We start from the raw sequence: 14,794 nt of genomic DNA, 5'->3' as shown, positions 1-14,794 counted from the left end.
GAGGATCCGGCGGGCCGGGAACAGCTTCGCGGGAACCCCCTCGACCTCGGTCGGCCAGGGTTCGCCGAAGCCCTCGCCGAGGGCGAGGAGGGCCGCCTCGTGGCCGCGCTCCCGCAGCCCCCGGGCCGGTGGCGACCCGCACGCTCGGCCTGCTCGGCGCGGACGTGCTGCGCGTGGACCCGCCGGGGATGCCGGAGGCGGACGACGCCCACGCCGACACCGGGTTCGGGAAGCGCTCGGCGCTCCTGGACCTCGCGGACCGGGCCGACCGGGCGGTGTTCGACGGGCTGCTGGCGCGGGCCGACGTGGTGGTGTCCGGCTACCGGCCGGGGGCGCTCGACCGGTTCGGCCTGGGCGCCCGGGAACTGGCCGCGGCGCGGCCGGGGCTGGTCCTGGCGCAGGTGTGCGCGTGGGGCTGGGAGGGCCCGTGGGCGGGCCGGCGGGGCTTCGACTCGCTGGTGCAGGCCGGGTACGGGATCGCCGCCGCGGAGGCGGGCCCGGACGGGGTGCCGGGGGTGCTGCCCGCGCAGGCGCTGGACCACGGGACGGGCTACCTGCTGGCCGCCGGGGTGCTGCGGGCCCTGGCCGCGGGCGGCGGGCGGGTGCTGCGGTTCTCGCTGGCGGGGACCGCGTCGTGGCTGGTGCGGGACGTCCCGCGGGCGGTGGGCCCGGCGCCCGGCGGGGCGGACGGGGCCGGTGCCGGGGCCCGGCTGCGCGAGTGCGGCTCCGGCTACGGCCGGCTGCGGTACGCGGCTCCCCCGCTCGCGGCGGGTCCGGGCGACTGGCCGGCCGGGCCGTCCCGCTGGGGCGCGGACCGCGCCGCCTGGCTCCCGGCAACCTGACCGGCGCGTGGGACACGGCGGCGCCCCCGCCTCCCCGTGCGGGGGTGCGGGGGCGCCGTCGGAAGGAGGCGTCAGGCGGGGAGCCAGGCCGAGCAGTTGGCGGAGGTGAACTCCGCCGCGCCCGCCGGGACCGTCGCCGTGATCTTGTCGCCCGGCTTCGGGGCCGACTCGGGGCCCGAGGCCAGGACGGAGCCGTCCTTGCCCTTGGCCTCCCAGGTGCAGGCCGTGTTCTGGGTCAGCGCCCGGTAGGTGCCGGGTGCCGGGGCGGGCCGGGTGCCGTCGCCGAAGCCCTTGGCGGCGGCGTCCAGGATCGGCTTCTGCTCCGGGCACAGGTGCGGGATCGCGTCCTTCGCGCCGGGGATCTCCCCGGAGATGACCGCTCCGGTCGCCGCGTCCTTGTCCCGCTTGGCCGTGCGCTCCACCCGCTGGCAGGCCTCCTGGCCGCTCTGGAGCACGGCCGCCGGGTCCATCTTCTCGGGGACCCGGCCGCTCAGGTACGCCTTCTCGTTGGGCTTGAAGCTGCCCGTCTTCGGGGTGAGCTTCGCGTCCGGGAGGACGGGCCCGGTCGGCTTGGCGCCGGGCGTGGCCGGCGGGGCGGAGGAGTCCGCCGGGTCCGGGACCGGGGAGGCGGCCGGCGGCTTGGCCTTCGCCTCGTCGGCCTTGCCGTCGCCGCCCGAGCTGCAGGCGGTCAGGGTGAGGGCTGCGGCCAGCAGGAGCGCAGCCGCGGTGGAGCGTCGGTACATCGGTGGGGCTCCCGTGCGTGCCGGTTGGTTCGGGGGCGGCAGGCGTGCGGGGCCCGGCGTGGCAGCGGCCGGGCCCCGCACCCTCCGGTTACTTCGGGCCGAAGGTGAGGACCAGCTGGGGGGCTGCGTCCGCCGCCGTCGACTCCTTCGACCACAGCCACAGCGCGTCGGTGCCCGCGCCGGTCAGGGCGAGGCCGTGGCTGCCGCCGAGCAGCGCCGAGACCGCGGCCGTGTCCAGCTGGGCGCTGTGCAGCGCCGAGCCGTCCGGGATGGCCGCGAAGGTGCCGAGCGGCGTGGTGCCGAGGGCCGGCTTGGTGGTGTAGGAGGTGGTCGCACCGCTCCAGGTGCCGGTGACCGGGACCACGGAGACGGTGTCGGCGGTGCCGGCGCCCGACTGCGTCGTCGTCTTGACCTGGAGCGTCGCCGACTTCAGCACCTGCCCCGCCGGCGCGGCCGGCAGGTCGAAGCGCAGGTACGTCTCGTAGCCCGGGTTGCCTCGGACGGCGAGCGAGGTGGACGCGCCGTTGGCCGCGCTGGGGGCGCCCTGGTTGACGTAGGTGTCCTCGGTCGCGGTGACCTTGGAGACCGTGTCGGAGGGGGCCTTCGCCAGGTCGAAGTGGTTCTTGACCTGGGCGGCGGTGAGCACCTTGTCGTAGACGGCCGTCTCGTCGAGCTGGCCGGCGAAGAAGTTGCTCGTCGGGCGCGACGGCCAGCCGGAGAGGTTGTCCCCGCCGACGTGCCAGTAGCCGGCGTACGCGGTCGAGTTGGTGACGTTCAGCGTGCCCTTGAGCTGGCCGTCGACGTACAGCGCCATGCCCGAGGGGCCCTGGCTGGCGACCACGTGGTGCCACTTGTTGTCGTTGTACGTGTCGAACAGGCCGGTGCTGATGGTGCGCGTCGAGCCGTTGTACACGCCGAACACCAGGCGGCCGGTGTTCGTCATGTAGATGTGCTTGTCGTGCGAGCCGCTGTTGCGGGTGGTGTTGTTGCCGAAGCCGACGAGCTTCCCGCCGCGCGTGGTGTTCGTCTTGAACCACGTCTCGACGGTGTAGCTGCTGCCGACGGTCTGGCGGTGGTCGCTGTGGAGCTTCTGGCTGGTGCCGTTGAAGCCCATCGCGGTGCTCGATCCGGTGACCGCGCCGGGCGTCTGGCGCAGCGCCGGGGCGTTGACCTGGATGCCGCTGGTGTTGCCGCCGTCCGAGGAGTCGGCCACGTAGGGGCTGACGGTGTCGTCGTAGCGCCAGTACAGCTGGGCGCCGTCGGCGCGGACCTGGTTCGGGTACGCCTGGACGCTGGACGGGACGGTCACCGAGGCGGTGGCCGACAGGGCGCTGGTGTTGCCGGCGGCGTCGGTGGCGGTGACCCGGTAGGTGTAGGTCTGGCCGGCCTTGACGGTGGTGTCGTTCCAGGAGGCCTGGGGCCGCTCGAACTCCAGGGAGTCGGCGGTCATGGTGTGGATCGGCGTGCCGGAGCCGTTGCGGTAGATGCGGTACGTCAGCTTGCTGTCGTCCGCGTCGTAGCTGGTGCGCCAGCGGACCTGGACCTCGCCGGGCTTGACGCTGCCGGCGCTGGCGACCGGGGTGGTCGGGGCGCCGACGTCGCCGGTGGAGGCGAAGCGGGTGAGGCTCTGCTGCTCGGCGCCGTTGACGGTGGTGAACTCACCGCCGACCCACATGAACTTCTTGCCGTCCTTCTCCGACACGGCCATGACGCGCGGGCCGATGCCCTCGCCGAGGCCGTCGTTGGTGTCGGGGAACCAGCCGAGCTTGCGGGGGCCGCGCACGAAGCCGTCCACGGGCGCGGGGGCGGCGCCGGTGTGGTCGGTCGGCTGGGCCAGCAGGTGGCGGCGGCGGCCGTCGGGGTACTCCAGCTCGGTGGAGCAGTCGTGCGCGTGCGAGGAGCTGTAGAGCACGCCCTCGTACGGCAGGACCGCCTGGGTGGCGCCGAGGCAGCGGTCGCGCCACTTCTCGCCGAAGTCGCTCAGGCGCAGGCCGATGCGGCCGTCGAAGACGCCGCCGCCGGAGCCCTCGTTGCCGGTGTAGAAGCCGGTCTCGTCCGTGGCGATCGACTTGACGACCGAGTTCCACGGGATGTTGTCGTAGGTCTTGGCGAGCTTGCCGGAGACCGCGTCGACCACGGCGAGGGCGTGCGAGTTGGCGCCGTTGACGGTGAAGAAGTCGCCGCCCAGCAGGACGTTCTTGCCGTCCGGGGTGACCGCGACGGCGCGGCCCGGCTCGTCGGCGTTGGCGGTGAAGGGCTTCAGCGCGCCGGTGCCGGCGTCGACCGCGGCGAACCGCTCGCGGGTCTGGCCCTCGACCTCGTTGAAGTCGCCGGCCGCGTAGAGGGTGTCCTCGGTGGCGGCGAGCGCCCGCACGGTGGCGGGGAAGCCGGGGTGGAACGCTGCCTTGGGGGTGCAGCTCTCGATGTCGATCGCCGCGAGGCTGGAGACCGGGGTGCCGTTGACGGCGCCGAAGTAGCCGCCCGCGTACAGCGTCTTCTTGTCCTTCGACACGGTGAGCGCGCGGACGGTCGCGGTGCCGTCGCCGACGGTGAAGGCGAGCTTGCAGGCGGTCGGCTTGCCCGTCGCGGCGTCGAGAGCGACGAAGTTGACGGCTTCCTGTTCGGCTCCGGAGGTGCCGGCCGGCGGGCGGACCGCCGAGAAGGTGCCGCCGGCGAAGACGGTGCCGTCCGCCTCGGCCATCGCCCAGACGATGCCGTTGGGCTGCCACGTCGGCAGGCTGTCGGCGGTGAACGCCACGGGCGCCGTGATGGCGGACGCCTGGGGCATGAGCACCAGGCCTATCCCGGTGCCGGCACCGGCCAGTGACAGGACGAGGGCAGCAGTCAGCCCTCTGGATCTACGCATGAGCCCCCCAGGGCGTATCGCCCGGTTTTGATGGCTGGAACTAGACGAACAGCCGTATGTACGGGCGCAGACTAGGGCGCAAACGGAACCCCGTCACCCCCCTTGACCGATTCCATACCGGGTTGGGACCAACCTGGTTCGACAGGGCGGGCGCATTGCGGACATACGGCAGGTATGTCCGGTCACCGCCGCAGCTGCCTGCGGCGATGTCCGTACACGGCAAATCGTAGGGGAAATATAAGGCCTCAGCGGTCGATACGGACCGTTGCACCGGCCAGCTGGTCCTCGACGAGGCGGATGTCCGCGTCGACCATGATCTGTGCCAGCTCCGCGACCAGGACCGACGGCTTCCAGCCAAGCAGTTCCTGGGCCTTGGACGAGTCGCCGATCAGCGCGTCGACCTCGCTCGGACGCTCGTACTTGGCGTCGTAGCGGACGTGCTCGGTCCAGTCCAGGCCGGCGTGGGCGAAGGAGGACTCGACGAACTCGCGCACCGTGGCGGCCACTCCGGTGGCGACGACGTAGTCGGTCGGCTCGTCCTGCTGGAGCATCCGCCACATGGCGTCGACGTACTCCGGCGCGTAGCCCCAGTCGCGGACGGCGTCGAGGTTGCCGAGGTACAGGTGCTCCTGGAGGCCGGCCTTGATGCGGGCGACGGCGCGGGTGATCTTGCGGGTCACGAAGGTCTCGCCGCGGCGCGGGGACTCGTGGTTGAAGAGGATCCCGTTGACGGCGAACATGTCGTACGCCTCGCGGTAGTTCACGGTCGTCCAGTACGCGAACACCTTGGCCGCGCCGTACGGGCTGCGCGGGTGGAACGGGGTGTCCTCGTTCTGCGGCGGCGGGGTGGAGCCGAACATCTCCGAGGACGAGGCCTGGTAGATGCGGGTGTCGATGCCGCTCGCCCGGATCGCCTCCAGGAGCCGCAGCGCGCCGAGGCCGGTCACGTCGCCCGTGTAGAGCGGGGCGTCGAAGGAGACCCGCACATGGGACTGGGCGCCGAGGTTGTAGACCTCGTCGGGCCGTATCTCGCGCAGCAGGTTCACGAGCGCGACGCCGTCGGACAGGTCGGCGTGGTGCAGGACGAAGGACCGGTTCGCGGTGTGCGGGTCCTGGTAGATGTGGTCGATCCGCTCGGTGTTGAAGCTGGAGGACCGCCGCACCAGGCCGTGCACCGTGTAGCCCTTGGAGAGCAGGAGCTCGGAGAGGTAGGAGCCGTCCTGCCCGGTGACTCCGGTGATCAGCGCGGTCTTGCCCATGTGGGGTCCCCCTGGGGATCGTTGCGGTGTGTGGTTCTGGAGGCGCTCGCGCCTCGGGGCCGGCCCGTCCCGGCCGTGCGGCCGCGGCGGTTCCTGCCGGATGGTCGTGCGGTGGGTGCGGCCCGGTTCGGGCGGCTCGGCGGCCTGCCGCGGTCGGGCCGCGGGGACGCGGCCCCCGCCGGGTCCCCGCCCGGCACCAGGGCCCGGCCCCGGGGGCCGGATGCGTACCGTACACCGGTGCGGGCGGCGGCCGGAGGGCTGGCATCATCGGCGGTATGACAAGTTCGCTGCCGCTCCTGCCGCCGAACGCCCGCGTCTTCGTCGCGGGCCACCGCGGCCTCGTGGGCTCCGCCGTCGCACGCCGCCTGACCGCCGACGGCCACGAGGTGCTCACCCGCAGCCGCGCCGACCTCGACCTGCGCGACGCCGCCGCGACCGCCGCGTACCTGCAGGGCGCCCGACCGGACGCCGTGGTGCTGGCCGCCGCCAAGGTCGGCGGCATCATGGCCAACAGCACCTACCCGGTGCAGTTCCTGGAGGACAACCTCCGGATCCAGCTGAGCGTCATCGGCGGCGCGCACGCAGCCGGCGTGGCCCGCCTGCTGTTCCTCGGCTCGTCCTGCATCTACCCCAAGCTGGCGCCGCAGCCCATCACCGAGGACGCCCTGCTGACCGGGCCGCTGGAGCCGACCAACGAGGCGTACGCGCTGGCGAAGATCGCCGGCATCGTGCAGGTGCAGTCCTACCGCAGGCAGTACGGGGCCTCGTACATCTCCGCGATGCCCACCAACCTCTACGGCCCGGGCGACAACTTCGACCTGGAGACCTCGCACGTGCTGCCCGCGCTCATCCGGCGCTTCCACGAGGCGGCGGCCGAGGGCCGCGAGGAGGTCGCGCTCTGGGGCAGCGGCACGCCGCGCCGCGAGTTCCTCCACGTCGACGACCTGGCCGCGGCCTGCTCGGTGCTGCTGGAGCGCTACGACGGGGACGAGCCGGTCAACATCGGCTGCGGCGAGGACCTCACCATCCGGGCCCTCGCCGAGACCGTCGCCGACGTCACCGGCTTCCGCGGCCGCCTGGCCTGGGACACCTCCAAGCCGGACGGCACCCCGCGCAAGCTCCTGGACGTCAGCCGCCTGACCTCGCTCGGCTGGAAGCCGGAGATCGGGCTGCGCGACGGCATCGCGGCCACCTACCGGTGGTGGCTGGAGCAGGGCGGGGCGGGAACGCGGGGCTGAACGCACGCGGCAGGGCTCCTCAGTACGCTCCGCGGCCGTCGACGACGGCGCGGAGCGTACGGCCCATGACGTCGACGTCGCTGGTGAAGGACCAGTTGTCGACGTAGCTCAGGTCGAGCTGGATCGTTTCGTCCCAGGACAGGTCGGACCGGCCGCTGATCTGCCAGAGCCCGGTCATGCCCGGCCGCACGGTGAGGCGGCGCAGCTCGACCTCGTCGTAGCGGGCCACCTCCTCCGGCAGCGGCGGGCGGGGGCCGACGAGCGACATGTGGCCGGCCAGGACGTTCAGGAGCTGGGGCAGTTCGTCCAGGGAGGTGCGGCGCAGCAGCCGGCCGACCCGGGTCACCCTGGGGTCGCGGCGGATCTTGAACATGAGGCCGTCGTTCTCGTTGGCCCCCGCCAGCTCGCCCTTCAGGCGGTCGGCGTCGACGACCATCGTGCGGAACTTCCACATCGTGAACGGGACGCCGTCCCGGCCGATGCGCTGCTGTCGGTAGAACGCGGGGCCGCGGGACCCGAGCCGGATCGCGAGGACGATCGCGAGGAACAGCGGGGAGAGCAGGACCAGTCCGACGCCCGCGCCGATGCGGTCCAGGGCGGCCTTGAGCGCGGTCTGGAGGCCGCGGCCGACGGGCGGGGCGACGCGCAGCACGGCGAGTCCGCCGGCGGAGAGGGTCTCCAGGCGCTTGACGGATATCTCCACCAGCCCGGGGAAGACGGCGAGTTCGAGGCCCGCGTCGTGCAGCGCCCACGCGATGCGGCGCAGCCGCTCCCCCGCGATCCGCGCGCCGGGCGCGACGAGGACGAGGTCGGCGTGGTGGCTGCGGACGGCGCCGAGGACGGCCGCGGAGTCGGCGGTCGGGGCGTCCGGGGCGAGGGCGTCCAGCCGGGCGGCGACGGGGACGCCGCCCTCCAGCGGCCCGGTGCCGACGGGGACGACGCCGACGACGACGTAGGGGTGGTCGGTGCGGGCGGCGAGGTGCGCGGTGAGGGAGTCCGCGGCGGCCGGCTCCCCTATCACCAGGACCCGGCTGACGGCCTGGGCCTCGCGGCGGGCCGCGGAGAGGTGGCGGTAGGTCAGTTTGTGGCAGGCGACGGTGATGAGGAGGGCCGGCAGCAGGGCGCCCAGCGCGGCGAGGCGCGGCGTGCTCTCGCCGGTCACCACGCGTGCCACGGCCAGGACGCCGATCAGAATCAGCCAGTCGTGGACGACGGGCAGCACTCCGCGGGACTCGCCGAGCGCGCGGGCGGCGTACCGGCGGCGCACCGCCTGCACGCCGGTCCAGGCGAGGGCCGCGCCGAGGGCGCAGTACACGGGCCGGACCTGCTGCGCGGCCTCGAAGACGAGCCCCACCGGGACGGCCGCTCCGAGGAAGTCGGCGGTCAGGGCGGCGGGCAGGTACCAGCGCGCTTTGTCGCCGATCCGCCGCACGGGCGCAGCAAGGAGCTCGGCCGCCGCTCCGGCCACTCTTTGCGCAGGAAAATGGACATGCCTCATGGGCCCCCCTGGCACGCGGTCTATGACTGTGGCGCGTACCCGCGGCTTCCCCTGGCGGCGGGCATCTGGCGCACCGGGAAACAGTACGACAAACACTCTTACTACATATGCTGATTGCCTGAACGCGAGCTCTTGTTGCTCAAGTGTTAGCAACCGGTACCCCATGTTCCATATTCTTGGGCTCCGACTCCGCACGCGAAGGCGAAGGGTTCGGATAGCGGATACGCCGCCTCGGTCAACGAACCCTTTCCGGCCAAGTTTTTGACGCGACCCTGACATTCGCGCGCCCGGGTGGCACTCTTCGATCCGTTCATCGCACCAGCCCTGTTCTGCCCGGCGGCCCACCCAGCCGCACGGTCCCCTTTGCAGAAGGAGTCTGCGTTGAGTCCCACCCCCCACAGGCGCGCCACCGCGGCCGGCGCACTCGTCGCCGCGGCCGCGATGCTCGCCGTCGGCATCCAGGCCGGCAGCGCCACCGCCGACAGCACGGCGTCCAAGGCGCCCGCCGCCGCCAAGGCCAACCCCGGCGCGGCACCCCTCAAGCTCAGCCCCTCCGAGCGTGCGACGCTCATCTCCGAGGCGAACTCCACCACCGCGCAGGCGGCCAAGGCGCTGGGCCTCGGCGGCGAGGAGAAGCTCATCGTCCGCGACGTCGTCAAGGACGCGGACGGCACCACGCACACCACGTACGAGCGGACGTACGCGGGCCTGCCCGTCCTCGGCGGCGACCTGACGGTCCACGCCAAGAACGGCACCACCAAGAGCGTCACGAAGGCCACGAACCACGAGATCAAGGTGCCGACCACGGACGCCGCGGTCACGCCGGCCGCCGCCGAGGGCCAGGCCCTCTCCGCCGCCGGCTCGGCGGGCTCGAAGGACGCCAAGCCCTCCAAGAACGCCCGCAAGGTGATCTGGGCGGCCGAGGGCGCGCCCGTCCTCGCCTGGGAGACCGTCGTCGGCGGCCTCCAGCACGACGGCACCCCGAACGAGCTGCACGTGGTCACCGACGCCAAGACCGGCGCGAAGATCACCGAGTGGCAGGCCGTCGAGACCGGCACCGGCAACACCATGTACAGCGGCCAGGTCACCCTGGGGACGAGCCAGTCGGGCAGCAGCTACACCCTGACCGACGCCAACCGCGGCAACCACAAGACCTACAACCTCAACCGCGGCAGCTCGGGCACCGGCACCCTCTTCTCCGGACCGGACGACGTCTGGGGCAACGGCCTGCCCTCCAACCTGGAGACGGCCGGCGCGGACGCCCACTACGGCGCCGCGGTCACGTGGGACTACTACAAGAACGTGCACGGCCGCAACGGCCTGCGCAACGACGGCGTCGCCCCGTACACCCGCGTCCACTACGGCAACAACTACGTGAACGCGTTCTGGCAGGACTCCTGCTTCTGCATGACCTACGGCGACGGCGAGGGCAACGCCAAGCCGCTGACCTCCACCGACGTGGCCGCGCACGAGATGACCCACGGCCTCACCTCGGTCACCGGCAACATGACGTACAGCGGTGAGCCGGGCGGTCTGAACGAGGCGACCTCGGACATCATGGCGGCCGCGGTCGAGTTCTACGCCAACAACCCGCAGGACGTCGGCGACTACCTGGTCGGCGAGAAGATCGACATCCGCGGCAACGGCACCCCGCTGCGCTACATGGACAAGCCGAGCAAGGACGGCTCCTCCAAGGACTACTGGTCCTCGAGCCTCGGCGGCATCGACGTCCACTACTCCTCGGGCCCGGCCAACCACTGGTACTACCTGGCCTCCGAGGGCTCCGGCGCCAAGGTCGTCAACGGCGTGAGCTACGACTCGCCGACCTACGACAACCTCCCGGTCACGCCCATCGGCCGGGACGCCGCCTCGAAGATCTGGTTCCGCGCGCTGACGGTCGGCTACTTCAAGTCGAACACCAACTACGCGGCCGCCCGCACGGCGACCCTCCAGGCCGCCGCCGACCTGTACGGCCAGGGCTCGGCCACCTACAACAACACGGCCAACGCCTGGGCCGCCATCAACGTCGGCGCCCGCATCAGCGACGGCGTCACGGTCACGGCGATCCCGAACCAGAACACCGCCGTGGGCACCGCGGTCAGCCTCCAGGTCCAGGCGACCAGCACCACCCCCGGTGCGCTGTCCTACTCCGCCACCGGCCTGCCGGCCGGCCTGTCGATCAACTCCTCCACGGGTCTGATCTCGGGCACGGCGACCACCGCGGGCACGTCCAACGTGACGGTGACGGTGACCGACTCCGCCAACAAGTCGGGGACGGCCTCCTTCACCTGGACCGTCGGCACGGGCGAGCAGAACGTCTTCGAGAACACCGCCGACTACCAGATCCGGGACAACGCCACGGTCGACTCCCCGATCACGGTGACCCGCTCCGGCAACGCGTCGAGCGCCCTCAAGGTGGACGTGAACATCGTCCACACCTACGTCGGTGACCTGCGGGTCGACCTGGTCGCCCCCGACGGCACCGTCTACAACCTGCGCAACCGCAGCGGCGGCAGCGCGGACAACATCGTCCAGTCCTTCACCGTGAACGCCTCCTCCGAGGCCGCGAACGGTGTCTGGAAGCTCCGCGTCGCGGACCTCGCCAGCCTGGACACCGGCTACATCAACAGCTGGAAGCTGACCTTCTGACCCCTGGCGGGCGGATGAGGCACACCGGCTGACACGACACGGGGCCGTCCGGGGGGAGACCCTCCCGGACGGCCCTGTTCCATGCCCGCGGGGCCGCGCGGCCCGCGGGGCACCGCTACGGGACGGCCGCGAAGACCGCGTCGGACAGGCCGGACCGCTGCGCGCGCCGGTCCTCCTGCGCGGCCTCGTGCCCGGCCGGCGGCGCCTCCTGCGGGGCGGCCTCCCCGCTGCCGAAGCCGCCGCCGTCGCCGTCACCGGGGAAGCCGCTGTCGCCGAAGCCGCCGTCCTCGTGGCCGTCGCGGTCGACCGGCGTGAAGAACACCGAGCGGACGTGCACGTGGTACACCCGGTCGCCGGGCTCCAGGATCCGCTCGGGCCGGCCGCTGCAGCCGCGGTCCGGGAAGAGGTACGCCCGCCCCTCCGTCCCGTTGCTGACGGCGGTGGCGGGCTTGTCGTGCGAGGTGCCGTTCAGCTCGTAGCAGGTGTCGAGGCCCGCGGGGCGGAGGGACCGGCGCTCGTCGGCGCCGTTCCCGCCCCCGACCAGGTAGTCCAGCCTGCCGAGGTCCTTGTCGTGCTCGTCGGCGGCCGCGGTGCCCGCCGGGACGGCGAGGGCGAGGGCGGTGAGGAGGGCTGCGGCGGTGCTGCGAAGGCGCATGGGGGCGGTGTCCGTTCTGTCGGCGCTGGACGCCCGGTCGGCGGTGGCGTCCAGCGGGCAGCGTAGGAGCGGCCCCGCATGCCGCGGCGGCGCGGCATGCGCAGGCGTTCGGAGGTTCACCCGCCCGGAGCGCCCGCTGCCGCCGTACGGGCCGCCCCGGCAGGCGAAGGGGCGGGAGGGGTCCGCCCCCCGCCCGCCCCCTGCCGCGCGGTGCGCCGCGCTAGCGCAGGATGACGCCGCCCTGCGGCCCCGCCTCCCCGGCCGCGTCGCCGTCCGCCGGGGCCGCGACCAGCCCCAGTTCGGCCGGCGAGGCCAGCAGCGGGTGCGAGGGCAGGATGCGCACCGTGTACCCGAAGGCCCCCGTGCGGTCCAGGGCGAGCGGCCCCTCGTACACCCAGCGGCCCTCCAGGTCCGGCCCGCCGGCCGGCTTGAGGGGGAAGGGCCGGCCGTCGCGGATGACGTCCTGCGGGTCCACCCGGCCCGCGACGGCCTGCACCTCGACGTCCTCGGGGCCCAGCGCGTCGAGCGCCACCCGCACCCGCAGCGTGAGGGTCGCTCCCAGCTCGGCGGTACCGCCGACGGGCGCCGCCGCCAGCGCCTCCACGTGCTCGACGGCGACCTGGGGCCAGGCCGCCCGGACGCGGCCCTTCCACCAGGCCAGGTCCCGCGCGGCGTCCTGGTTCATCGCCCGGTGGGCGCGGGCGGCCGGCGCGTAGAGCCGCTCCACGTACTCGCGCACCATCCGCCCCGCGAGCACCTTGGGGCCGAGGGAGACGAGGGTGCGCCGGACCATCTCGATCCACCGCACCGGCAGCCCGCTGCGGTCGGCGCGGTCGTAGAACCGGGGTGCGACCCGCTGCTCGACCAGCTCGTAGAGGGCCTTCGCCTCCAGGTCGTCGCGCCGGTCCTCGTCCGTGCCGACGTCGGCCGTGGGGATGGCCCAGCCGAAGTCGGGCTCGAACCACTCGTCCCACCAGCCGTCGAGCACCGACAGGTTGAGGCAGCCGTTGAGCGCGGCCTTCATCCCGCTCGTGCCGCAGGCCTCCAGCGGGCGCAGCGGGTTGTTCAGCCACACGTCGCAGCCCGGGTAGAGCTTCTGCGCCATGCCCATGCCGTAGTCGGGCAGAAAAACAATGCGGTGCCGCACGCGGGGGTCGTCGGAGAAGCGCACGAGCTCCTGCACGAGCCGCTTGCCGCCGTCGTCGGCCGGGTGCGCCTTGCCCGCGACGACGATCTGCACCGGCCGCTCGGGGTCCAGCAGCAGCCGGCGCAGCCGCTCGGGGTCGCGCAGCATCAGTGTGAGCCGCTTGTACGAGGGCACGCGCCGGGCGAAGCCGATGGTGAGGACGTCCGGGTCGAGGACGGAGTCGACCCAGCCGAGCTCGGCGTCGGCGGCGCCGCGCTGCCGCCACGAGGCCCGCAGCCGCTCGCGCACCTCCAGCACCAGCTGCTCGCGCAGGCTCCGGCGCAGTTCCCAGATGTCCTGGTCGGGGATGTCGGCGACGGCGTCCCAGCGCTGGGAGCCGCCGACCGACAGGGCGTCCTCGGTGCGGCCGGCGCCGATCTGCCGCGCCCCCAGCCGGACGACCTCGGGCGCCACCCACGTCGGGGCGTGCACGCCGTTGGTCACGGAGGTGATGGGAACGTCGGCGGGGTCGAATCCCGGCCACAGCCCGGCGAACATGCCCTGGCTGACGGCGCCGTGGAGGGTGGACACGCCGTTGGCGCGCTGGGCCAGGCGCAGGCCCATCACCGCCATGTTGAAGACGCCCGGGTCGCCGCCGGGGTAGGTCTCGGCACCGAGCTCCAGGATCCGGTCGAGGGGCACCCCGTCGAGCTCGCCGCCGGGTCCGAAGTGGCGGGCGACCAGCGCCCGGTCGAAGCGGTCGATGCCGGCGGGGACGGGGGTGTGGGTGGTGAAGACGGTGCCGGCGCGGACCGCCTCCAGGGCGGCGTCGAAGCCGAGGCCCTGCGCCCCGTCGAGTTCCCTTATGCGCTCGAGGCCCAGGAAGCCGGCGTGGCCCTCGTTGGTGTGGAAGACCTCGGGGTCGGGGTGGCCGGTCAGGGCGCAGTAGGTGCGGACGGCGCGGACGCCGCCGATGCCGAGCAGCATCTCCTGGAGCAGCCGGTGGTCGCTGCCGCCGCCGTAGAGCCGGTCGGTCACCTCGCGGGCCCCGGCGTCGTTGTCCTCGACGTCGGAGTCGAGGAGCAGCAGCGGGACGCGGCCGACGCGGGCCTGCCAGATGTGGGCGTGCAGGGCGCGGCCGCCCGGCAGGGAGAGGGTGACCCGGGCGGGGGCGCCGTCGGCGTCCCGCAGCAGGGAGAGGGGGAGCTCGTTGGGGTCGAGGACCGGGTAGTGCTCCTGCTGCCAGCCGTCGCGGGAGAGGGACTGGCGGAAGTAGCCGTGCCGGTAGAGGAGTCCGACGCCGATGAGGGGGGCGCCGAGGTCGCTGGCGGCCTTCAGGTGGTCGCCGGCGAGGATCCCGAGGCCGCCGGAGTACTGCGGCAGGGCGGCGGTGATGCCGAACTCGGGCGAGAAGTAGGCGATGGCGGCGGGGAGGTCGGCGACGTCCTCGTGGGTCTGGTACCAGCGGGCGCCGTGCACGTAGTCGTCGAGGTCGGCGGCGGCGACGGCGAGCCGCCGCAGGAACCGGCGGTCGGACGCGAGGGCGTCGAGGCGGGCGGCGGAGACGGAGCCGAGCAGGCGGACGGGGTCGCCGCCCGCGGCCTGCCAGCCCTCGGGGTCGACGGATTGGAAGAGTTCGCGGGTCTCCGTGTGCCACGACCAGCGCAGGTTGCGCGCGAGGTCGGCGAGCGGCAGCAGCGGCGGGGGGAGGACGGGGCGTACGGTGAATCGACGGATAGCCTTCACGCGTTCCACCTTCGCAGGCGAGTGCGGACCGGAGCGGCCGCACCACGCTGTGCGCCCGCGCAACAACCCCCGGAAGGCTAGCCCCGCCGGGCCCCGGCGGGGCTAGCCTTCCGGGGGTTGTTGCGCGGGCGCACAGCGTGGTGCGGCCGCTCCGGTCCGCACTCGCCTGCGA

9 protein-coding genes are annotated in these 14,794 nt (G+C 73.4%); 3 read left to right on the top strand and 6 right to left on the bottom strand.

Features of this window, described 5'->3' with window-relative positions; translation table 11 throughout:
- Positions 1 to 842: CoA transferase (locus tag EF903_RS16410; protein ID WP_185902686.1), on the top strand; the 842-nt coding region annotated here is incomplete at its 5' end.
- A 71-nt stretch (positions 843 to 913) separates the two neighbouring features.
- Here EF903_RS16410 and EF903_RS16405 read toward each other — a convergent pair.
- From EF903_RS16405 to gmd, 3 genes are all read right to left on the bottom strand, one after another.
- The gene (locus tag EF903_RS16405) at positions 914 to 1,585 is read right to left on the bottom strand and encodes a hypothetical protein (protein WP_125543978.1); all 672 of its coding nucleotides are present in this window, start codon (positions 1,583 to 1,585) and stop codon (positions 914 to 916) included.
- Between the two features lie 88 nt (positions 1,586 to 1,673).
- Positions 1,674 to 4,451 carry a DNRLRE domain-containing protein gene (locus tag EF903_RS16400; protein WP_125543977.1) on the bottom strand — a complete coding sequence of 926 codons (2,778 nt, stop codon included), beginning with the start codon at positions 4,449 to 4,451 and terminating at the stop codon, positions 1,674 to 1,676.
- A 245-nt stretch (positions 4,452 to 4,696) separates the two neighbouring features.
- Entirely contained in the window at positions 4,697 to 5,710 is a 1,014-nt protein-coding gene (gene gmd, locus EF903_RS16395) for a GDP-mannose 4,6-dehydratase (RefSeq protein WP_114054250.1), read from the bottom strand.
- 275 nt (positions 5,711 to 5,985) lie between these two features.
- On the opposite strand from gmd, the gene EF903_RS16390 reads away from it, so the two are divergent.
- The gene (locus EF903_RS16390) at positions 5,986 to 6,948 is read left to right on the top strand and encodes a GDP-L-fucose synthase (RefSeq protein ID WP_125543976.1); all 963 of its coding nucleotides are present in this window, start codon (positions 5,986 to 5,988) and stop codon (positions 6,946 to 6,948) included.
- A 19-nt stretch (positions 6,949 to 6,967) separates the two neighbouring features.
- On the opposite strand, the gene EF903_RS16385 is transcribed toward EF903_RS16390, so the two are convergent.
- Complete coding sequence (locus EF903_RS16385; RefSeq protein WP_125543975.1) at positions 6,968 to 8,446, bottom strand: sugar transferase; 1,479 nt, start codon at positions 8,444 to 8,446, stop codon at positions 6,968 to 6,970.
- Between the two features lie 381 nt (positions 8,447 to 8,827).
- Here EF903_RS16385 and EF903_RS16380 point away from each other — a divergent pair, with 381 nt between their 5' ends.
- On the top strand, positions 8,828 to 11,095 hold the full coding sequence (locus EF903_RS16380; protein WP_125543974.1) for a M4 family metallopeptidase: 2,268 nt from the start codon (positions 8,828 to 8,830) through the stop codon (positions 11,093 to 11,095).
- 115 nt (positions 11,096 to 11,210) lie between these two features.
- Here the strand turns inward: EF903_RS16380 and EF903_RS16375 are convergent, their stop codons facing one another.
- Together EF903_RS16375 and glgP are read right to left on the bottom strand one after the other, a co-directional pair.
- Entirely contained in the window at positions 11,211 to 11,750 is a 540-nt protein-coding gene (locus tag EF903_RS16375; protein WP_125543973.1) for a hypothetical protein, read from the bottom strand.
- 220 nt (positions 11,751 to 11,970) lie between these two features.
- A complete protein-coding gene (glgP, locus tag EF903_RS16370; RefSeq protein ID WP_125543972.1) occupies positions 11,971 to 14,622 on the bottom strand; it encodes an alpha-glucan family phosphorylase in 2,652 nt (883 codons plus the stop codon).
- Between the last annotated feature and the right edge of the window lie 172 nt (positions 14,623 to 14,794).

Origin of the sequence: Streptomyces sp. WAC05292 (assembly GCF_003949955.1) — a bacterium.
Taxonomy (GTDB): Bacteria; Actinomycetota; Actinomycetes; order Streptomycetales; family Streptomycetaceae; genus Streptomyces; species Streptomyces globosus.
Note: the sequence above shows the minus strand (reverse complement) of the source record. Positions and strands in the feature narration are given on the sequence as shown.

Bases quoted from the DNA above. Each gene is read 5' to 3' on its own strand.
- EF903_RS16405 (WP_125543978.1), bottom strand. From the start codon at position 1,585: ATGTACCGACGCTCCACCGCGGCTGCGCTCCTGCTGGCCGCAGCCCTC.
- EF903_RS16400 (WP_125543977.1), bottom strand. From the start codon at position 4,451: ATGCGTAGATCCAGAGGGCTGACTGCTGCCCTCGTCCTGTCACTGGCC.
- gmd (WP_114054250.1), bottom strand. From the start codon at position 5,710: ATGGGCAAGACCGCGCTGATCACCGGAGTCACCGGGCAGGACGGCTCC.
- EF903_RS16390 (WP_125543976.1), top strand. From the start codon at position 5,986: ATGACAAGTTCGCTGCCGCTCCTGCCGCCGAACGCCCGCGTCTTCGTC.
- EF903_RS16385 (WP_125543975.1), bottom strand. From the start codon at position 8,446: ATGAGGCATGTCCATTTTCCTGCGCAAAGAGTGGCCGGAGCGGCGGCC.
- EF903_RS16375 (WP_125543973.1), bottom strand. From the start codon at position 11,750: ATGCGCCTTCGCAGCACCGCCGCAGCCCTCCTCACCGCCCTCGCCCTC.